Source organism: Pseudomonas sp. Ost2, assembly GCF_018326065.1.
Classification (GTDB): domain Bacteria; phylum Pseudomonadota; class Gammaproteobacteria; order Pseudomonadales; family Pseudomonadaceae; genus Aquipseudomonas; species Aquipseudomonas gingeri.
In genome coordinates this window covers 671,983-687,009 of sequence record NZ_AP021904.1, presented here as the reverse complement: position 1 = coordinate 687,009, position 15,027 = coordinate 671,983, and the positions used below count along the sequence as shown (strand labels likewise).

13 protein-coding genes are annotated in these 15,027 nt (G+C 62.8%); 5 read left to right on the top strand and 8 right to left on the bottom strand.

The genetic code is table 11. The features are described 5' to 3' along the window. Positions 1 to 157: 157 nt before the first annotated feature. The 7 genes from KI243_RS02910 to KI243_RS02880 all read right to left on the bottom strand — a co-directional run bounded on the left by KI243_RS02910 (position 158) and on the right by KI243_RS02880 (position 8,578). A complete protein-coding gene (locus KI243_RS02910; protein WP_017125035.1) occupies positions 158 to 874 on the bottom strand; it encodes an ABC transporter ATP-binding protein in 717 nt (238 codons plus the stop codon). Then, positions 871 to 1,746: an ATP-binding cassette domain-containing protein gene (locus KI243_RS02905; protein WP_017125036.1), complete on the bottom strand. Its 876-nt coding sequence runs from the start codon at positions 1,744 to 1,746 to the stop codon at positions 871 to 873. The genes KI243_RS02910 and KI243_RS02905 overlap by 4 nt, the downstream gene beginning before the upstream one ends. Continuing rightward, positions 1,743 to 3,041, bottom strand: a complete 1,299-nt coding sequence (gene livM / locus KI243_RS02900; RefSeq protein ID WP_017125037.1) for a high-affinity branched-chain amino acid ABC transporter permease LivM — start codon at positions 3,039 to 3,041, stop codon at positions 1,743 to 1,745. The genes KI243_RS02905 and livM overlap by 4 nt, the downstream gene beginning before the upstream one ends. Before the next feature lie 3 nt (positions 3,042 to 3,044). Further along, entirely contained in the window at positions 3,045 to 3,959 is a 915-nt protein-coding gene (locus KI243_RS02895) for a branched-chain amino acid ABC transporter permease (protein ID WP_017125038.1), read from the bottom strand. Between the two features lie 173 nt (positions 3,960 to 4,132). Next, the gene (locus KI243_RS02890) at positions 4,133 to 5,266 is read right to left on the bottom strand and encodes a branched-chain amino acid ABC transporter substrate-binding protein (protein WP_042934891.1); all 1,134 of its coding nucleotides are present in this window, start codon (positions 5,264 to 5,266) and stop codon (positions 4,133 to 4,135) included. Between the two features lie 362 nt (positions 5,267 to 5,628). Continuing rightward, positions 5,629 to 6,912: an FAD-binding oxidoreductase gene (locus KI243_RS02885; protein WP_212810432.1), complete on the bottom strand. Its 1,284-nt coding sequence runs from the start codon at positions 6,910 to 6,912 to the stop codon at positions 5,629 to 5,631. Positions 6,913 to 7,087: 175 nt separating this feature from the next. Further along, positions 7,088 to 8,578 carry an aldehyde dehydrogenase family protein gene (locus tag KI243_RS02880; protein WP_212810431.1) on the bottom strand — a complete coding sequence of 497 codons (1,491 nt, stop codon included), beginning with the start codon at positions 8,576 to 8,578 and terminating at the stop codon, positions 7,088 to 7,090. 163 nt (positions 8,579 to 8,741) lie between these two features. Between KI243_RS02880 and KI243_RS02875 the strand changes: the two genes are divergently transcribed. From KI243_RS02875 to KI243_RS02855, 5 genes are all read left to right on the top strand, one after another. Continuing rightward, the gene (locus KI243_RS02875; RefSeq protein WP_212810430.1) at positions 8,742 to 9,647 is read left to right on the top strand and encodes a LysR family transcriptional regulator; all 906 of its coding nucleotides are present in this window, start codon (positions 8,742 to 8,744) and stop codon (positions 9,645 to 9,647) included. 299 nt (positions 9,648 to 9,946) lie between these two features. After that, the gene (gene pncB / locus KI243_RS02870; RefSeq protein WP_177083325.1) at positions 9,947 to 11,146 is read left to right on the top strand and encodes a nicotinate phosphoribosyltransferase; all 1,200 of its coding nucleotides are present in this window, start codon (positions 9,947 to 9,949) and stop codon (positions 11,144 to 11,146) included. 36 nt (positions 11,147 to 11,182) lie between these two features. Then, entirely contained in the window at positions 11,183 to 12,010 is an 828-nt protein-coding gene (gene nadE / locus KI243_RS02865; RefSeq protein WP_177108825.1) for an ammonia-dependent NAD(+) synthetase, read from the top strand. Positions 12,011 to 12,382: 372 nt separating this feature from the next. Continuing rightward, a complete protein-coding gene (locus KI243_RS02860) occupies positions 12,383 to 13,405 on the top strand; it encodes a DUF1338 domain-containing protein (protein WP_177083335.1) in 1,023 nt (340 codons plus the stop codon). A 109-nt stretch (positions 13,406 to 13,514) separates the two neighbouring features. Continuing rightward, positions 13,515 to 14,210, top strand: a complete 696-nt coding sequence (locus tag KI243_RS02855; protein ID WP_177083337.1) for a hypothetical protein — start codon at positions 13,515 to 13,517, stop codon at positions 14,208 to 14,210. Between the two features lie 36 nt (positions 14,211 to 14,246). Here the strand turns inward: KI243_RS02855 and azu are convergent, their stop codons facing one another. Beyond that, the gene (azu, locus tag KI243_RS02850) at positions 14,247 to 14,693 is read right to left on the bottom strand and encodes an azurin (RefSeq protein ID WP_017125047.1); all 447 of its coding nucleotides are present in this window, start codon (positions 14,691 to 14,693) and stop codon (positions 14,247 to 14,249) included. Positions 14,694 to 15,027: the final 334 nt, after the last annotated feature.

The following is a 15,027-nucleotide window of genomic DNA, read 5'->3' as shown; positions in this document are numbered from 1 at the left end:
ATGTCGTCGCCCACCTATTTTGTGTACGACACGAAACTGTAGGAGCCGGCTTGCTGGCGATGGCGTCCTTTTGGGCGCCGCAAGGCTTGCGGGCCTCATCGCTGGCAAGCCAGCTCCTACAGTGACCGTGCCCTGCTGTTACCTCTCCGGTAAAGGCTTAATGCCCGCCCAGATAAGCGTTGCGCACCTCCTCGTTGACCAGCAGTTCCTTGCCGGTGCCACTGAGGCGGATCTGTCCGTTGACCATCACATAGGCCCGGTCCGACAGCTTGAGCGCGTGGTTGGCATTCTGCTCCACGAGGAAGATGGTCATGCCCGAGGCCGCCAGTTCCCGCAGGGTGGCGAAGATCTGCTTCACCACGATCGGCGCCAGGCCCAGGCTCGGTTCATCCAGCAGCAACAGCTTGGGCCGGCTCATCAGGGCCCGGGCAATGGCGAGCATCTGCTGCTCGCCACCGGACATGGTCATGGCCCGCTGGTTGCGCCGCTCCTTGAGCCGGGGGAACAGCTCGAACATGCGCTGCATATCCTCGGCGGCGAACTGGTCGCCAATCGGGATGGTGCCCATCAGCAGGTTCTCTTCCACCGTCATGTCGGGGAACACCCGCCGGCCTTCCGGCGACTGGGCAATGCCGTTGGAAGCAATGTAGTGGGAGGACTTGTGGGTGATATCGACGCCACGGTAGAGGATCTGCCCACTCGCCGCCCGGGGCTGGCCGAAGATCGACATCAGCAGCGTCGACTTGCCCGCGCCGTTGGAACCAATCAGGCTCACGGTTTCGCCTTCGTCGATATGCAGCGAGACTTTTTTCAGGGCCTGGATCGGACCGTAGAACACGTCCAGGTCCTTGAGTTCGAGGATAGGTTGACTCATACCAGCTCCTCTTCGTCCGCACCCAGGTAGGCCGCGATCACTTTCGGGTCGTTGCGGATCGCCTCGGGCCCGCCCTGGGCGATCACGTTGCCGTGGTCCAGCACCACGATGTGGTCGGAAATGCTCATTACCATGCCCATGTCGTGTTCGATCAGCACCACGGTCAGATCGTGCTCGTCGCGCAGCAGCCGGATCATCGCGCTCAGCGCTTCGGTTTCCTGAGGGTTGAGGCCGGCCGCCGGCTCGTCGAGGCAGATGATCTGCGGCCGCGTGCACATGGCCCGGGCGATTTCCAGGCGACGCTGCTGGCCATAGGAAAGCTCACCGGCCAGGCGGTTGGCGCAGTCCACCAGGTCGACCACTTCCAGCCAGTAGAACGCCGTGTCCAGCGCGTCGCTCTCGGCCTGGCGATAGCCCCTGGTGTTGAGGATGCCGGCCAGCATGTTGCGATTGACCCACATGTGCTGGGCCACCAGCAGGTTTTCCAGCACCGACATTTCCTTGAACAGACGGATGTTCTGGAAGGTCCGCGCCAGTCCCGCCCGGTTGACCAGGTGGGTACCGCCGAACATCTTGTAGTAGAGCCGGCTGGCGAAGGTCTTCGGCGACACGAAGTCGCTGACGCGGAAAGACTCGCCGAGCAACTTGATGACATTGGTCACCTCGCCACGGGTATTGAGCTCGATGCGACCGCCGGAGGCCTTGTAGAACCCGGTCAGGCAGTTGAACACGGTGGTCTTGCCGGCCCCGTTGGGGCCGATCAGGGCGAAGATCGAGTTGCGTTTGACTTGCAGGCTGACGTCGCTGAGGGCCTTGATCCCACCGAAGTGCATCATCAGCTTCTCGACCGACAGAATGATTTCATCGTTCATTGCGCGGCTCCCTCGTGCAAAGCGCCTTTACGCGGGGTGACACCGGTCCGGCTGATGCGGATCAGGCCACGGGGGCGCCAGATCATCATCAACACCATCAAGACGCCGAACAGCAGCACGCGGTATTCGGCGAAACTGCGCAGCAACTCCGGGGCGACGGTCAGGACAAACGCCGCGATCACCACGCCGATGGTCGAGCCCATGCCGCCGAGCACCACGATGGCGAGGATCAGCGCCGATTCGAAGAAGGTGAACGAGGTCGGGTTGACGAAGCCCTGGTAGGTGGCGAAGAACACCCCCGCCAGACCTGCCGTCGAAGCACCGAGGGTGAACGCCGAGAGTTTCACCAGCACATGGTTCAGGCCCATGGCGCGGCAGGCGATTTCGTCTTCACGCAGGGCTTCCCAGGCGCGACCGACCGGCATGCGGGTCAGGCGGTGCTTGATGTAGAGCACCGCCAGCACCACCAGGAACAGCACGGCGTAGATGAAGTAGAACTTCACGTCCGGGTTGTAGGCAATCCCGAAGAACTCGTGGAACGGAATCCCGCCCTCCTTGGCCCGCTTGCCGAACTCCAGGCCGAAGAAGGTCGGCAGCGGCGCCGGCATGCCGTTGGGGCCACCGGTCAACGACAGCCAGTTGTTGAGGATCAGGCGGATGATCTCGCCGAAGCCCAGGGTCACGATGGCCAGGTAGTCACCATGCAGGCGCAATACCGGGAAACCGAGGATGCAGCCGGCCATCGCGGCGGCGATCGCGGCCAGCGGCAGCACGGTCCAGAACCCCAGCCCCAGGTATTGATAACCCAGTGCCAGGCCATAGGCACCGATGGCGTAGAAGGCCACATAACCCAGGTCGAGCAGGCCCGCCAGGCCGACCACGATGTTCAGGCCGAGCCCGAGCAGCACGTAGATCAGGCCGAGGATCACCACCCCCAGCAGGTAGGAGTTGGAAAAGAACGGGAAGATCACCGCAATCGCGATCATCAGCGGGATGATCCAGCGCAGGCGCGACTTGTAGTCCGGCGCCAGCACGTGCACGCCCGAGCCGCTGCTCTCGAAACCGTCGAGAATGCGCAGGCCCTTCGACGTCTGCAGGAACAGGCTGAGGGCAAAGCGGCCGAGCATGACGATTGCCACCAGCCAGGCAACGCGGGTCGGTTCCAGGTTGAAGCTGTAGCCCTCCAGGACGATCCCGACGATGGGACCGAAGACGATCAGGGCAATCAGGCCGGCAAGAATGGCATCCACCAGGCTTTTTTTGATATCGAGCGATTTTTTAGTGGCTGAGGACATTGCTTACACCTTCGACACAAGAGGACGGCCGAGCAGGCCTTGCGGCCGAAAGACCAGGACCAGGACCAGCAGCGAGAAGCTGAAGACGTCCTTGTAGTCCGAGTTGACCAGGCCGGAGAACAGCGACTCGGAAATCCCGAGGATCACCCCGCCCAGCATCGCGCCCGGCAACGAGCCGATGCCGCCGAGCACCGCGGCGGTAAACGCCTTGATCCCGATGACGAAGCCGGCATAGAAGTCGAAGGTGCCGTAGTTCATGGTGATCAGCACGCCGGCCAGGGCCGCCATGGCCGCGCCGATGACGAACACATAGGAGATCACCCGGTCGGTGTTGATCCCGAGGATCGAGGCCATCTTGCGGTCTTGCTGGGTCGCGCGGCACATGCGACCGAGCTTGGTGTACTTGATGACATAGGTCAGCAGGCCCATGCCGAGGAACGCGGCGATCAGGATAAAGACCTTGGTGTAGGTCAGCTGGACGAAGCCGGTACCGACCTCGATGCGCCAGGCGCCGGTGAGCAGGGTCGGAACCCCTTGCTGTTTCGGACCCTGGGCGATCTGTGCGTAGTTCTGCAGGATCAGCGAAATACCGATGGCGCTGATCAGCGGGGCCAGGCGGGTGGAGTTGCGTAGCGGTTTGTAGGCGATGCGTTCGATGGTCCAGCCATAGACGCCGGTGACGACGATGGTGAAGATCAGGGTACCGAGCATCAGGAGCGGGAAGGATTCAATACCGAAGTAAGCCAGCAGAGCCAGACTGATTGCCGCGAGGTAAGCGGAAATCATGTAAACCTCGCCGTGGGCGAAGTTGATCATGCCGATGATGCCATAGACCATTGTGTAGCCGATGGCGATCAGGCCATAGACCGACCCGAGGGTCAGGCCGTTGACCAGTTGCTGCAGGAAAATACCATCCATAACGCAATCTCACGCATTTGGAGAGACTGCACGCAGGCGCACCGCGACGGACCGGGGTTCAACCACCGCCGCAGCACAGCCATGTGCAGTTCTACGAGAAAAGACAGGTACTGCACGAACACGCATGACGACCGGCCGGCCCCCGCGGGCGCCGGCCGGATCAGGTCTTCATGTCACTTCTGTTTTTCCAGCTGATGGTATTTGCCGGTGTTGTCCCACTGATAAACCACGTAGTCGGAGACTTTCAGGTCGCCCTTGGCGTCCCAGGTCTTCTCGCCCATCACGGTCTTGACCGGGTGCGATTTCAGCCATTTGGCCGCATCTTCGCCCTTGTTCGACTTGGCGCCGTTGAAGCCGGCGGCCAGTGTCTGGATCGAAGCATAGGCGTACAGGGTGTAGCCTTCAGGCTCGGTGCCGGCCTTGCGGAACTGCTCCACGACCGCCTTGCTGTCCGGCAGCAGGCGCGGGTCGGCGCCGAAGGTCATGTACACGCCATCGACGTATTGCGGGCCACCAGCGGTGGTCACCAGTTCGTCGGTCACGACACCGTCGTCAGACATGAACTTGACGTCCTTCAGGCCTTCGGTGCGCAGTTGCTTGACCAGCGGGCCGGCTTCCGGGTGCAGGCCGCCGAAATAGACCACGTCGGCACCGGCCGCGCGGATCTTGGTGACCAGGGCGCTGAAGTCCTTCTCGCCACGGGTCAGGCCTTCATAAAGCACCGGCTTCACGCCACGTTTTTCAAGCTGCGCCTTGGTGGCATCCGCCAGGCCCTGGCCGTAGGTGTCCTTGTCGTGGATGACCGCGACTTTCTTGCCCTTGAGCACGTCGACGATGTAGTCGCCGGCGACGATGCCCTGCTGGTCGTCACGTCCGCACATACGGAACATGGCGCTCAGGCCGCGCTCGGTCACCTGCGGGTTGGTGGAGCCGGGGGTGATCGCGATGATGCCCGCCTCGTCGTAGATTTCCGACGCCGGGATGGTCGAGGACGAGCAGAAGTGCCCGACGACGCCGGCCACTTTCTGGTTGGCCAGGTCCTTGGCGACCGTTACCGCCTGTTTCGGTTCGCAGGCGTCGTCGCCTTTGACCAGGACGATCTTCTCGCCGTTGACACCGCCCGCCGCGTTGACCGCATCGGCCGCCGCTTGTGCACCTTTCATGTACTGCTCGCCAAAGGCGGCGTTGGCACCGGTCATGGGACCTGCCACGCCAATCTTGATATCAGCCTGAGCAAACGCAGAAACACCCAACGCAGCAGCCACTGCGAGGGCTACAAAGCCTTTCTTGTAAAACGTCTGGGACATGAGGTGGTGCTCCAAGGTTTTTTTAGTTGGCACTGCGACTTCACTGAATGCTCAGAGCAAGGGGCGTGCCATAGGTTTTTTGTTCTGCAAAAAGTCGCTGTCTTATTGTTTTATGGACTGTTTCGGGCCCTTTTTAACTGGGCGTGCAACCGTCTAAACCGCGGAAGGTGAAACCCATTTTTTCAAAAGGTGCAACCTAAAGGTGCCACTACTGCAACCACCGCACCGAAAGGCGTGCAACCGCCCTGTAACAACGTGCGTCACCGAAGTGCACACTCACAGTGCGCGACTGCTACATCGCGCACCATTACAGGCTAGCTGCATTGGGTAAAAGCGCCGTCCGTATTGGCGCTTTTGTTGTATCAAATCACTATGCGCAGGCACTGGCCCGCGTGATACAGCGAGAATCCGGCCTCGTACAGACAACTGCGCAGCCCCACCGCCGGGACCGGACGCATCGGCGCGAAGGGAATCGGCAGGGCCTGAGGATTTCCGTTACACAGGTAATCGGCGAATGCCTTGCCGACCACCGTTCCGGTGGTAACGCCGCGACCGTTGTAGCCGGTGACTGCCACTAAACCGGGCGCCGGCTCGAACAGGCGCATCAGGTGATCGGGGGTAAAGGCGATGCAGCCGGTCCAGGTGCACTCCCAATCGACCTTTTTCAGGTAGGGGAAGTAGTGCTGCTGCACCCGATCGGCCCAGGCGCGCAGGAACCACGCGGGTTTCTGATTACCGTTGCCGAGGCTGCCCAGCAGCAGCCGACCGTCGGCATCGCGACGGATGCTGCTGAGCACCTGGCGGGTGTCCCAGGAGCCCTGCCCGCCCGGCAGGATCTGCCGCGCGGCGTCTTCGGTCAGCGGGCTGGACGCGACCTGATAGTAGTAACCGGGAAAGAAATTGCGCCGCAGCTCGGTCCATTCGCCCTCGGTGTAGGCGTTGGAGGCCATGACCACCTGCTCCGCGCTGACCGCGCCATCGGCCGTCTGCACCGACCAGCGCTGGCCCTGGCGCTCCAGGCGGGTGACCGGAGAATGATCGAACAGTTGACCACCGAGCCCGGCAGCCGCCCTGGCCAGGCCCGAGGTGTAGGCCATGGGGTTGAGGGTGCCGGCGCGCCGATCGAGCAAGGCGGCGGCGATCTTCCTGGTCCCGGTGGCGGTTTCGCAGGCGCTGCCGGTCAACAGTTCCACCGGCGCCCCACGACGCTTCCATTGTTCTTCGCGGCTGCGCAGGTCGGCCTCGCCACGGGCATTGTGGGCCATGTGCAAGGTGCCTTCGCGGCGCAACTGGCAATCGATGGCATATTTGTCGACCAGGCTGAACACCAGGGCCGGGGCGGCACCGAGCATGCGATTGAGCTGGCTGCCCACCGCTTCGCCGAAACCGGCCTCGATCTCGTCCGGCGGGATCCACATCCCGGCATTGACCAGCCCGACATTGCGCCCGGAACCGCCATGGCCGGTGCGATAGGCTTCGAGCACGCAGACACGCTTGCCTTGTTCCAGCAGATGGATCGCGGCGGACAGGCCGGTGATACCGGCACCGATCACACAGACATCGACGCTCAGCTCACCCTTGAAGCGCGCCGCCTCAGGTCGCTGCGGCGTCAGTTTTTCCCATAGACACTCTTCGCGTAACGGCATTGCCAGACTCCGAAAATGAAACCCAACAAACTCCTGGACTTGATACGCCCCCCTGTAGCAGCGGGCTTGCCGGCGAAACTGCTGGCGCCCCTGAAGACGCCATCGCCAGCATGCCGGCTCCTGCAGTGTCCGCACCCATCCGGGCAGTGCGGACGAGCACTGCGCTCGCAGGGCCTCAGTCGAAGGTGATGCCCTGGGCCAAAGGCAGTTCCAGCGAGTAGTTCACGGTATTGGTCTGGCGACGCATGTACCCGCGCCACGCATCGGAACCGGACTCACGGCCGCCACCGGTTTCCTTCTCGCCGCCGAACGCGCCGCCGATCTCCGCCCCGCTCGGGCCGATATTGACGTTGGCGATACCGCAATCGCTGCCCACTGCCGACATGAACTGCTCGGCCTCGCGCACATCGGTGGTGAAGATGCACGACGACAGGCCCTGGGGCACTGCATTGTTCAGCCGCAGGGCCTCGGCGAAGTCGCTGTAGCCGACCACGTACAGGATCGGCGCGAAGGTCTCGCTGCAGACCACTTCACTCTGCTCCGGCATTTCGACGATGGCCGGCGACACGTAGTAGGCATTGGGGAATTTGTCCTGCAACTGGCGCTCGCCACCGAACACCCGCCCACCCTCGCTCAGGGCCTGTTCCAGGGCGTCCTGCATGTTCTCGAAGCTTTGCTTGTCGATCAGCGGACCGACCAGGTTGCCTTCCAGCGGATGGCCGATGCGCACCTTGGAATAGGCCGCCTTCAGACGGGTGACGATCTCCGCCTTGACCGATTCATGGGCGATCAACCGCCGCAGGGTGGTGCAACGCTGGCCGGCAGTACCGACGGCGCTGAACAGGATCGCGCGTACCGCCATGTCCAGGTCGGCGCTCGGGCCGAGGATCATCGCGTTGTTGCCGCCCAGTTCGAGAATGCTGCGGGCAAAGCGCGCGGCCACTTTCGGCGCCACTTCGCGGCCCATCCGCGTGCTGCCGGTGGCACTGATCAACGCCACACGCGGGTCATCGACCAGCGCGGCACCGGCATCGCGACCACCGATGATCACCTGGCTCAGGTACTCGGGAGCATCGTGGAAATTCTTCAGCACCCGCTCGAACAGCGCCTGACAGGCCAGAGCGGTCAGCGGGGTCTTCTCCGACGGCTTCCAGATCACCGAGTTGCCGCAGACCAGCGCCAGCGTGGTGTTCCAGGCCCAGACCGCGACCGGGAAGTTGAAGGCGCTGATGACGCCGACCACGCCCAGCGGGTGCCAGGACTCACGCATGTGGTGGCCCGGACGCTCGGAAGCGATGGTCAAGCCGTAGAGCTGGCGCGACAGACCGACCGCGAAATCGCAGATATCGATCATTTCCTGCACTTCACCCAGGCCTTCCTGGGTGATCTTGCCGGCTTCCCAGGACACCAGCTCGCCCAGGTCGGCCTTGTATTCACGCAACACCTCGCCGAATTGGCGCACCAGCTCGCCACGACGCGGGGCCGGTACCTTGCGCCAGGCGTCGAAAGCGCGCTCGGCACGGCTGACCTGCTGTTCCACTTCCGCCGGGCCTTCCCAGCTCACGGAGGCGATGCGACTGCCGTCGATGGGCGAATGCACGGGCTGCCTGCCCTGTTGGTACAGCGCCGGGTTCACGCCAAGACGATCGAGCAATGCGGCAACCATGGGGTCACTCCTTCAAACGGGAATCGGAAATCTTCAGCCGGAAAAACACGGCGTTTCAGACCTCTAGTTGTAGCGGCCTTGAGACTTGCCAACAAACGACCTTTAGGCGAGATATCATTCCGTTTATTCATGCAGCGCAAGAAACAGAAGAAAAGGCCCGTTCATGCTGAATAAAAGACACCTGCCCTCGATCACGGCCCTGCAATGTTTCGAGGCCGTCACCCGCCACCTGAGCTTCACCCGCGCGGCAGAAGAGCTGAACCTGACCCAGAGCGCCGTCAGCAAACAGGTCGCGCAGCTCGAGGAATTGCTCCAGCACCTGCTGTTCCGTCGGGTGCGGCGGCGCCTGCAACTGACGCCGGCGGGCGACCTGTACCTGGTGGAAGTCCGAAAAATCCTGACCCAGGTGGAAATGTCGACGCATTACCTGCGCTCCTACGGCGGTGAAACCGAAGTCCTGCGGGTCTCCACGCCGTCGACTTTCGGCGCCCGCTGGCTGGTGCCGAGGCTCAAGGGCTGGCGCCTGCGTCACCCGCATATCCACCTGGACCTGTGCAACGAGCAGGAAGCCGACGATCTGCTGCAAGGCCGCAGCGACCTGGCGTTCTATTTCGGCCAGGGCTCGCGCCCGGGCACCGAGTGCGTGAAGCTGTTCAGCGAGGAACTGGTGCCGGTCTGCGCGCCCTCCAGCCTGCCGGACAAGCCGTTCGCCGATCCGACGCAATTGAGCGACCTGGTCCTGCTGCAGAATGCCTCGCGCCCCCAGGCCTGGCATGACTGGTTCGAAAGCCAGGGGTACCAGACCGAACACAGCTACCACGGGCCGCGCTTCGAAACCTTCTACATGTGCATTCGCGCGGCGCAGGTCGGCTGTGGCGTGGCCCTGCTGCCACGGTTCCTGGTGGAAGAGGAACTGGCCGACGGCAAGCTGGTCATTCCCTGGCAGCACGCGATGCCCAGCCACGACGCCTATTACCTGGCCTATCCGGAGCATTCGGCGGAAGTACCGAAGGTGCGCGATTTCGTGCGCTGGATGCTGGAGCAGATCGACAGTCCCATGCAATCTTGAGGACCGCTTCGCGGGCAAGCCCGCTCCCACAAGGGATATGCGATCGACTGCAGGAATGAGCTTGCCCGCTCTTGCAAGGGATATGCGATCGACTGCAGGAATGGGCTTGCCCACTCCTGCTGGGGGTATGCGATCGACTGTGGGAGCGGGCCCGGTCCGGGCGGCACTCCGACGAAAAGGCCGGGGCAGCCAACAAAAATCGCTGGTAAAACCGCCCGCGGATATGCGCCACTAGCGGTCTTCATTCAAGTACTGCCAGGACGCTGCCATGACGCGCGACCGGCATGGAGATACCCGTTATGAGCGATAAGGCCTTCGGCGATCGCATTGTGCAGAACCTGCTCGACACCGACTTCTACAAGCTGACCATGATGCAGGCGGTGCTGCACAACTACCCCAACGTCGAAGTCGAATGGGATTTCCGCTGCCGCAACAGCGAGGACCTGCGTCCGTACCTGGCGGAAATCCGCTACCAGATCGAGCGCCTGGCCGAGTTGAGCCTGAGTGCCGACCAGTTGAGCTTCCTGGAACGCATCAGCTTCCTCAAGCCGGACTTTCTGCGCTTCCTCGGCCTGTTCCGCTTCAACCTGCGCTATGTGCACACAGGGATCGAAAACGGCGAGCTGTTCATCCGCCTGCGCGGCCCGTGGCTGCATGTGATCCTGTTCGAGGTGCCTTTGCTGGCGATCGTCAGTGAAGTGCGCAACCGCTACCGCTATCAGGAAACCCTGCTGAGCCAGGCCCGCGAGCAGCTGTATCGCAAGTTCGACTGGCTGAACGCCAATGCCAGCCCCGACGAGCTCGCCGAGCTGCAGGTCGCCGACTTCGGCACCCGCCGGCGTTTCTCCTACCGGGTCCAGGAGGAAGTGGTCAGCGTGCTCAAGCATGACTTCCCGGGGCGCTTCGTCGGCACCAGCAACGTGCACCTGGCCCGCGAGTTCGACATGAAGCCCCTGGGCACCATGGCCCACGAATGGATCATGGCCCACCAGCAACTCGGCCCCCGGCTGATCGACAGCCAGATCGCCGCACTCGATTGCTGGGTCCGCGAGTACCGCGGCCTGCTGGGTATCGCCCTGACCGACTGCATCACCACGGACGCTTTCCTGCGGGATTTCGACCTGTATTTCGCCAAGCTGTTCGACGGCTTGCGCCATGACTCCGGCGACCCCGTGCATTGGGGCGAAAAATGCATAGCCCGTTATCACCAGCTGGGCATCGACCCGATGAGCAAGACCCTGGTGTTCTCCGACAGCCTCAGCCTGCCCAAGGCCCTGGAGATATTCCGGGCCCTGCGCGGTCGGATCAATGTCAGCTTCGGCATCGGCACCAACCTCACCTGTGACATTCCCGGGGTGGAACCGATGAGCATCGTGCTTAAAATGACCGCCTGCAACGGTCAGCCGGTGGCGAAGATTTCCGACGAGCCGGGCAAGGCCCAGTGCAAGGACCCGAACTTCGTCGCCTACCTGCGGCACGTGTTCCAGGTGACCGACTGATCCGTTTTCGATTGAATATTACGTGAGGAGTGAATCATGCAAGCCGTACAGCGCCAGATTGCTGAACAGCTCAAGGTCCAGCCGCCGTTCGCCAACCAGGCCGCCCTCGAGGCCGAGGTGGCAAGGCGCGTCGCCTTTATCCAGAACTGCTTGCGCAACTCGGGCCTCAAGACCCTGGTGCTGGGCATCAGCGGTGGCGTCGATTCGCTGACCGCCGGCCTGCTGGCCCAGCGCGCCATGCGTGAACTGCGCGAAAGCACCGGCGACGCGCAGTACCGCTTTATCGCGGTGCGCCTGCCCTATGAAACCCAGTTCGACGAACACGACGCCACCGCCTCGGTGAACTTCATCGACCCCGACGAGCGCCATACCGTGAATATCGGTCCGGCAGTGAAGTCGCTGGCCGGCGAAGTCGCGGCCTTTGAAGGCAAGGCGGCGGTTTCGCGGGACTTCGTTCTGGGCAACACCAAGGCGCGCATGCGCATGGTCGCGCAATACACCATCGCCGGCGCCGCCAATGGCCTGGTGATCGGTACCGACCACGCGGCGGAAGCGGTGATGGGCTTCTTCACCAAGTTCGGCGACGGCGCCTGCGACCTGGCGCCCCTCAGCGGCCTGGTGAAGAACCAGGTCCGGGCAATTGCCCGCAGCTTCGGCGCCCCCGAGTCGCTGGTGGAGAAGGTTCCGACCGCCGACCTCGAAGACCTCGCGCCGGGCAAGCCGGACGAAGCGTCCCATGGCGTGACCTATGCCGAGATCGACGCCTTCCTGCACGGCGAAGCGGTGCGCCAGGAAGCCTTCGATATCATCTGCCGGACCTACGAAAAGACCCACCACAAGCGCGAGATGCCTTTCGCGCCGTAAGTTCTCGCAGAACCGATCGTTCCCACGCTCTGCGTGGGAACGCCTCACCGGACGCTCCGCATCCAGCCTTGCTGCGACGACGCGGAGCGTCGAGGGCTGCATTCCCACGCAGAGCGTGGGAACGATCAAAGCGCGAGATGCCCTTCGCGGGCAAGCGGTTCGCCCACAGGTTGCGTTCGGACCGGGAATCCAGCTCCGACGCGATCACTGTGGGAGCCGGGCTTGCCCGCGAAAGCGCCAGCCCGAGGAACAAATCCCTTCCAGACACCACAACCCGACAAAACGGAATGAACCCAGCATTTTTTTTCGCTTGCCCGGTTGCCGTCCGAGGGCTTTCATAGGGACTCATTTTTGCCGCCAGAGTCCTGCCCCATGTCCTCCTTCGAAGGCCTGTTCTCCCTTGTCGCTTCCGTGCTCGGCCAACCCGCCGCCCAGTGGCTGGAACAACACGTCGACGTGCCGGCGGCGCTGCATGACTTCTCCTTCGACGACGACGCCCTGCATCGGGTCTGGCTGGCCGAAGCCCTGAACCTGTGCCTGTTCCACAAGCTGGTGGAAGCCGTGCCCGATGGCCGCCGCTATGTGGAAGAACAGGCCGGGGACGGCCGCAAGGTGGTGTTCGACCATGGCGCCATCCGTACCGTCGACTGGCCCGAAAACGGCGAGTTGCCGCGCGGACGCCTGGCCTTCTCGCGACTGCTGGAGCCCCTGGGCTTCACCGATGTCCGCACCTACCCGCTGACCAAGCTGGGCATGACCGGCTGGGGTTATCGCCAGATGGACCTGCCGGAGGATATCGCCCAGTTCTTCGTCTCCGAACTGCACCCGGGACGCTTCAGCGAGGCCTTCCAGGACGCCGTCGGGCGCGTGGTCGCTTCCAGCCGCGACCCGCTGCAGGCCGAGCACCTGAGCATTCTCAAGCGCCTGCGCCTGACCCGCCATTGCCAACTGGGCGAAGCCCTGGTCCTGTTGCCGGCGTTGTACCAGGCCTTTGGCCGGCAACACGGCGCGGTGCACGAGGCGGACTACCGGGTCCTGCTCGGCGAAAGCGCGGAAATGGCCTGGATCGCCACCGAGGGCAACAGCTTCAACCACCTCACCGACCGCGTCGCCGATCTTGAGGCCACGGTCGCCCAGCAGCGCCAACGCCAGCGACCGATGAAGGACAGCATCGAAGTCTCCGCTTCCGGCCGTGTGATGCAGACCGCCTACCGTGCCTGCACGGTCAGCCGCGGGCTGATCGATGCCCAGGGCCAGTATCGCGAGCATTCGGTGCCGGGCTCCTTCGTCGAATTCATCCAGCGCCGGATCGATCCGGAAACCGACCGGCTCGACCTGAACTTCGACAGCAGCAACGCCCAGGGCATTTTCAAGATGACGGCCTCGAAGGCCTGAAGCAATGGCCTGTTTATCGTAGGAAATTTCTGTTTTATTCGGCACCTCTTGAGACGCCGGAAACACCTCGGCAGTCTGCGCCAACCCTTGTTGGTCAGGACTGCCGCCGATGTTGTTCCCGCACAAAGCCCCTCATATCCGAGCCACGCCCCTCTTCCAGCGCCCGTGGATCATTCCGCTGTTCGGACTGATCGGCGCACTGTGCTGGATCGCCACCGCCACCAGTCAGTCAGGCACCACGGCGAACGGTCGTCCCAGCAAGGAACACTTCACCCTGACCGGCGCCATGCCCGGCCAGACGGCATTGCGCGCCAGTGCCCGCTATACGCCCGATCGCCAGCAGGCGGGTTGCCCCTACCAGCATCCGACCCTGCACTTCGATACCCCTGCGGGCGACACCCGCCGCGACTTCGACTTCGACATACCCACCGGCTATGAACTGCCCGACTGCCAGCTCTCCCTGAGCGAGGTGAGCTTCGAGACCGAGGCGTTCTACGGCCAGGACAACCACCAGCGCAGCATCAGCAACAGCGGCGCCATCACCCTGCGCGACGATCTGCGGGCGGGCGTGTCGGGATTTCCGGCGTCGGGGGAAAAACACTATCGCGGTCTCTGCCACTGGCAGGAGCAGGACACACCGGCCGGCGTCGAGCCGCAGAAAACCCTGAGTTGCTACAGTGTCGACGAGCAGTGGCAGATGCTTGGCAATGACTACAAGCGCAAGCAGCTGGGCGGGGTATTCAGCCGCCAGGAGCTGGAGGGGAGGAAGATTCGGCTGGAGTTGAGGATGGGCGATCAGTCCTGACCCCGCGTGGCGCGGGATCAGGTGCGACAAAGGCCGTTACTTGAGGGTGACGGTGCCTTTCATCATCGAGATATGGCCCGGGAACGAGCAGAAGAAGCCGTACTTCTCACCCGCGGCCAGCTTCGACACATCAAAGGTCACCGAGTCTTTCTCGCCGGCACCGATGATCTTGGTATGGGCGATGACACGGGCGTCGCCGTCCTTCAGGTAGTTCTTGTCGATCCCCGCCGCCATGCCGTCAGAGGCGATCGGCTGCATATCGGCTTCCTTGCTCAATACCCAGTTATGGCCCATGACATTCTTTGGCAGGCTGCCGCTGTGGGTCAGTTCGACGGTGAAGGTCTTGCAGCTCTTGTCGATTTCAATGGCCTTGGTATTGAAGGACATCTGGTCGGTGGAATCGACGGTGGTCTTGCACTCGGCGGCAAGCAACTGACCACTGGCGAGGGTCAGCAAGGATACCGCAACAACTTTGGCGAACATGGTGAATCTCCAAGGCAGGGTATGAAAATCAAGGGATCAAATGGGAAGACTGCCTGAAACCAGGCCGGGTTCCCATGATCTGAATCAAGAGATTGTATACAATCCTAAGCTATCGCCTCGATGGATACAATCAACCAGCCAGACGAACCGGCGCGGCTTAACATTAGCCCATCGTCATCCACCGGAGCGTCTGCCATGCCTCTCAACAGCCTGCTGTACAGTTTGCTCGCCGCCTACGCCTGTGGTGCCTGCGGCACCTGTGAAACGCCGGTCCGCGAGCGTTAAAGCTTGGAGCCTGGTCGGCCAGCCTTTACTCTGGAGGCAGAGCGCGCTG

Coding starts and splice junctions, on each gene's coding strand:
- KI243_RS02855 (WP_177083337.1), top strand. CDS start 13,515: ATGTTGTTCCCGCACAAAGCCCCTCATATCCGAGCCACGCCCCTCTTC.
- pncB (WP_177083325.1), top strand. CDS start 9,947: ATGAGCGATAAGGCCTTCGGCGATCGCATTGTGCAGAACCTGCTCGAC.
- KI243_RS02860 (WP_177083335.1), top strand. CDS start 12,383: ATGTCCTCCTTCGAAGGCCTGTTCTCCCTTGTCGCTTCCGTGCTCGGC.
- KI243_RS02880 (WP_212810431.1), bottom strand. CDS start 8,578: ATGGTTGCCGCATTGCTCGATCGTCTTGGCGTGAACCCGGCGCTGTAC.
- livM (WP_017125037.1), bottom strand. CDS start 3,041: ATGTCCTCAGCCACTAAAAAATCGCTCGATATCAAAAAAAGCCTGGTG.
- KI243_RS02910 (WP_017125035.1), bottom strand. CDS start 874: ATGAGTCAACCTATCCTCGAACTCAAGGACCTGGACGTGTTCTACGGT.
- KI243_RS02895 (WP_017125038.1), bottom strand. CDS start 3,959: ATGGATGGTATTTTCCTGCAGCAACTGGTCAACGGCCTGACCCTCGGG.
- KI243_RS02875 (WP_212810430.1), top strand. CDS start 8,742: ATGCTGAATAAAAGACACCTGCCCTCGATCACGGCCCTGCAATGTTTC.
- KI243_RS02890 (WP_042934891.1), bottom strand. CDS start 5,266: ATGTCCCAGACGTTTTACAAGAAAGGCTTTGTAGCCCTCGCAGTGGCT.
- KI243_RS02885 (WP_212810432.1), bottom strand. CDS start 6,912: ATGCCGTTACGCGAAGAGTGTCTATGGGAAAAACTGACGCCGCAGCGA.
- KI243_RS02905 (WP_017125036.1), bottom strand. CDS start 1,746: ATGAACGATGAAATCATTCTGTCGGTCGAGAAGCTGATGATGCACTTC.
- nadE (WP_177108825.1), top strand. CDS start 11,183: ATGCAAGCCGTACAGCGCCAGATTGCTGAACAGCTCAAGGTCCAGCCG.
- azu (WP_017125047.1), bottom strand. CDS start 14,693: ATGTTCGCCAAAGTTGTTGCGGTATCCTTGCTGACCCTCGCCAGTGGT.